General features: G+C 56.9%; 4 protein-coding genes. 3 read left to right on the top strand and 1 reads right to left on the bottom strand.

The window, feature by feature from the left end:
- Positions 1 to 4 precede the first annotated feature (4 nt).
- A complete protein-coding gene (locus tag M3461_09210) occupies positions 5 to 370 on the bottom strand; it encodes a hypothetical protein (GenBank protein MDQ3774518.1) in 366 nt (121 codons plus the stop codon).
- An 841-nt stretch (positions 371 to 1211) separates the two neighbouring features.
- Between M3461_09210 and M3461_09205 the strand changes: the two genes are divergently transcribed.
- The 3 genes from M3461_09205 (at position 1212) to M3461_09195 (ending at position 4332) form a co-directional block, all read left to right on the top strand.
- Positions 1212 to 1535, top strand: coding sequence for a hypothetical protein (locus M3461_09205; GenBank protein ID MDQ3774517.1), 324 nt, complete (start codon positions 1212 to 1214; stop codon positions 1533 to 1535).
- A 5-nt stretch (positions 1536 to 1540) separates the two neighbouring features.
- Complete coding sequence (locus M3461_09200) at positions 1541 to 2257, top strand: hypothetical protein (protein MDQ3774516.1); 717 nt, start codon at positions 1541 to 1543, stop codon at positions 2255 to 2257.
- Between the two features lie 1022 nt (positions 2258 to 3279).
- Entirely contained in the window at positions 3280 to 4332 is a 1053-nt protein-coding gene (locus tag M3461_09195; GenBank protein MDQ3774515.1) for an Ig domain-containing protein, read from the top strand.
- Positions 4333 to 4479: the final 147 nt, after the last annotated feature.

Below are 4479 nucleotides of genomic sequence, written 5' to 3'. Positions count from 1 at the left end.
TCTGCTACCCTTGGTGCGTGCTGGTGTTCCGTTCGTTGACGGTGCTCAAATCGAACGCCGTCAAGACGAAGACAATCGGAAGGAAGCCGCCTGACCATGCTTTCCACAACTCTTGACAATATCTCGTCTGTGTGAGCAGGTCACACGAGTGGTAATAGCTCTTGTAATCGGCCAATGACTGGGGCGAGATCCTATGCCCCACCCAGAAGGCTTCTTGCGCGGGGGCGGGCAAGGGGCAGAAGAGGTGGGCCTTGTCGGCCCGCATCAATGCGGCGAGCTCCGCAAGCAACCCCTGCCACTGCTCCCGCTCCGCACCGCAATCGTAGATGCGTGCGATGAGCGTGCTGAGCGCGTCCGGCGAGCATGTCACTGCTAATTCTCCGTGAATATCCCTTCGATAAATGTCCACAGCGTTTAGCCAAAATCGTACCCGCACACGCCCGGCGGGATTACCGTGGGGCGGGAATCCTGCCCCCCCAAATGGGGGATGCATCACGGTGGCAGGCGCCGTAGGCTACGCGCCGGTATGTCGCGGCAGTGGGCTTCGCCCACCCGGCGCCCACGGACACATCTACTCCAACAAGGAGGCCGTTATGCTTGAACCCCCACGCCCTCACCGCACGCCGATCCCGACGTCTTGAGCCGCTTCCACGAGAAGGTGGCGCGGGCCAGCGGGATGCCCGCTCTCGCGCCTTCCGGCGCGGCGCTCTGCCCCGGTTCGCCGGATTACTACCAGGACTCGCGCGCGTGCCGCGCAACGCGCGGCGCGCCCTACAACACTGTAATCGGCTAACGCTGCCGGGGGGACCTGATGTCCGACCCAGAGGCGCTCGTGCTCTGGCCCTGGGCGCGAGGCTGAAGAGCAGGGACCGGTCTGCCCGCATGAGTCGGGCGAGTTCGGCCAGCATCGGCTCCCAATCGTCCTGTTCGCCCGCGCGGTCGTAGAGATACGTGCGATGAGCGTGCTGAGGGCTTTCGGTGAGGGTGTCACTGCGGGTTCCTACCGGGCTATCCCTTCAATAGGGTCCGCAGCGTTCTGCAACAAATGTACCCGCAGGCGCCTCGCGGCATCGCCGTGGCGCGGATCATTTCACCCAAATGGGTGATGCATCACACTCGGCGGGCGCCGTATGCTACGCGCCGGTATATCGCAGGAACGGGCTTCGCCCACCAGCGCCCACGGACCATCTAACCCCAACAAGGAGGCTGTTATGCCGAACCAACCCTTCACCCCACTCCGATCCAGACGTCGTGACGCGGTTCCAAGAGGTGCTGTCGCGGGCGGCCGCCATGGCCGCTCTGGCGCCAGCCAGCGCGGCGCTGTGGCCGCGTTTCGCCGGATACTTAACACCGCGATAGCGCTGCTGATCGTTGTCGCCGTGATCCCAGTGGAAGCACAGCTACCGATTAGTGGACACGGAACCATCATCGGCAACGGCGAGGTAATTGTGGGTGTCGATAACGCAGGGCAACTCACGTCCCATATCGAGCGGTTCCGGCGTTGGGATTGCCAGGATCCGATCCTGCCGGTATAAGAACTGTGGGGTTACGTGACGGTACTGGTACGCTCGCGTCCACAGAGTCGGGGTGTGAATGTGAAGGATGGGGTGTCAAAGTAATCGACACCGGAGTAACGGGCTTTGCAAACAACTTCATTGGTTCAGGTGGCCTTGAGGTTGTGTCATTTACAGGGGTCGATGGTGGCATGACGGCGACCTCAGTGGTAGACGTTCCTGACTCTACTACGCCGGCCCTCCGGGTGACGCACGATTTCAAGCCTTCCTCGGACACGACCCGACTCTATGAAGTGACCGTCACGGTGGAAAACCTCAGCGGAATCGATATGACCAGCGTCCTCTATCGACGCGTCATGGATTGGGACATTGTTCCTACTCAAACTAGCGAGTTTGTAACTCATCAAGGAACTGCGACGACGACGAAACTAGTCAAGAGCGGGGATAATGGATTCGCGTCTGGAGAACCTGGAACGGGTCCCTTTACCATCCTTCCAGGTACTGAAGACGTAGACTTTGATGACTTTGGTCCAGCTGACCATGGTTCCGTCTTCGACTTTGAGATAGGCCCGATTGCGGCAGGGGAACGCACCCAGATTACTAAGGGTCAGTACGTTGGACGCTTGGCCGGCATTCGCACTAATGGACGCTTCGATATCGCTTCTGCTGTCGGCGTAATAGCCTCGACCTGGCGGAGTTTCACCCTCTTGCAGAGAGGTGATGGTTACGCCTATGCACCCTGACCGAGGTGTAGTATTGGCTTCACGAACCGGTTACTTCGCCGAGCTAGCCCGACGTAGGGGGATGAGTTAATAGAGCTGTTGGGTAGTAAGTGTGTATTGTGTGGCGCTACCGAAATGCTGGACTTCGACCATAAGGACGGCCGCGATTGGGACCCGACAAAGTACAATCAATATACTCGTGTAGTTCGGTATAAAAGAGAGGCCCAGCAAGGTCTAATACAATTGCTCTGCCGTAGGTGCAACGCGAAGAAAGGATGAGCAGGAAGAAACCAATTGACATGGAGATTGATTATGAAGCAATGGATAGTTGTATTGGCTATGCTGTTTGGTGTCGTTACTTCAACTCCGCAGCAACTATTAACGTCAGTGGAAATTGCACTCTTGGTAACGCTATCAATTCCGCTAACAGCAATACGTCGGTAGGTACCTGTGATCCGGGAGCTGGGGACGATACGATCGTACTGCAACCGGAAACGTTTCATCTGGTGCCTGGAGTGGATAACACTACTTTCGGCCCGACCGGTTTTCCAGTGATTACTTCGAATATCACAATCCGAGGTACCGGCGGTTCTGTCATTACACGTACCGACAGCGTCGCTCAAGCTCGTATCTTCGCGGTGGGTGCGGGCGCCGCTTTGACATTGGTGAATCTGACGGTGACTGGCGGAGAGGTGGAATCCCTTGGTGGTGGTATCTTCGTTGCCGACTCCGGCTTCCTTGCCTTGTTTAACAGCACGGTCTCAAATAATAGGGCGCTATCAAACGATGGAGGTGGTTCGGGTGGGGGTATCGCTAGTAGAGGTAGTGTGTTGCTCTTTAGCAGCACGGTCTCGGATAACTTCGCCGACTTCTCCGGCGGTGGTTTGCAGAACTTCAGTACTGGTCCTATGCAGCTGTTTGATAGTACTGTTACAGGTAACTCTGCCGACTTCGCTGGCGGTATAGCTAATAGGAACGGAGATTTGGTGCTTGTTCACAGTCTGATCTCCGGCAATACGGCGAGTGCCTCACCGGAGGTGGAGATGACTGATAGTGTAACACCGGGAACTGTCTTCGCTGATGCTTCCAATCTGTTTGGACACGATGGCGTATCCGGGGTATCCGGGTTCACGCCGGGTGAGACCGACATAGTACCCAGTGTATCTCTCAGCGCTATTCTGGATACTACTCTTCGTCGCAATGGGGGGAGTACTTTTTCTCATGCGCTCGTTGCTGGTAGTCCGGCTATTGATGGTGCGCAAGGCACTTGCCCACAGCTCGATCAACGTGGTGTTTCACGCCCTCAGGACGGCGATGGGGATGGACAGGCTATTTGCGATATTGGATCTTTCGAGGTAGCGGCAGCAGTTACTCCTCCAGGGCCAGGACCAGTGATACCGCCTCAGACGAACCGGTCGCCTGTAGTGACGAATCCTGGAAACCAGGTCGGGGTTGTGGGACAGGCTATCAATCTACTCATTCCTGCAAGCGACCCTGATGGGGATACCCTGAGTTTCTTGGCTACCGCTTTACCATCGGGGCTATCGATAAACTCTACCACCGGACGTATCACTGGCACTTTAACTTCTGCGGGGACTGCGAGTGTGACCGTGTTTGTGAATGATAGTCGGGGTGCGGGGCGTATCATATCTTTCTCATGGACGGTTACGGCGGCATCACTACCTCCCCCGCCACCACCACCTCCCCCGCCATCACCACCTCCTACTGTGGTGCCGCCACCGCCTAACTCCTTGGTGGGTTGCGTGGGTAGGGTATGTCCCGTTCGTGTCCAGTGTAATGGCGTCCCCGGTACGGTATGTATGTTTTCAGCGAAGATCTTGCTTCCTAGGAAACGTCTCACTATTTGTACAGCCGGTTCGGTCTGCATTCGAGGTAGGGCTCCACAGTTCGTGTTCGGTGCTGGAGTTTCTGCCGTCCCAGCCGGGCAAACCGCTAATGTCAGGATCAAGGTAAAGAAGGCTGGTAAGCAGTTCTTGAAGACGACTACCAAGACCACAGTTCGTGGGACGTTGCAGGTTACTAATCTCGCGGGAGGTGTTTCTGCCTCTCCGGTTCGGGTTAGACTGCCGCGTTAAGTTGATGTCCGATAATAAATCGGGTGCGGCTCTTTTAGAACGACGCTTCGGCCCGTCAGGCCGCCTCTTTGAAGAGGTGACTTGCCATCCGTGAGCGGTGGTTACGCTCTTGCTCTTGGGCCTTATGAAACGCCCAGTAGGCCTCCG

This window comes from Pseudomonadota bacterium, from assembly GCA_030860485.1.
In the GTDB taxonomy this organism is placed as follows: Bacteria; Pseudomonadota; Gammaproteobacteria; order JACCXJ01; family JACCXJ01; genus JACCXJ01.
The sequence above is the reverse complement of the archived record's forward strand: the minus strand, read 5'-3'. Positions and strand labels throughout refer to the sequence as shown.

What these genes read in the sequence shown, in the direction of transcription:
- M3461_09205 (MDQ3774517.1), top strand. Translation starts at nt 1,212, where the DNA reads ATGCCGAACCAACCCTTCACCCCACTCCGATCCAGACGTCGTGACGCG.
- M3461_09195 (MDQ3774515.1), top strand. Translation starts at nt 3,280, where the DNA reads ATGACTGATAGTGTAACACCGGGAACTGTCTTCGCTGATGCTTCCAAT.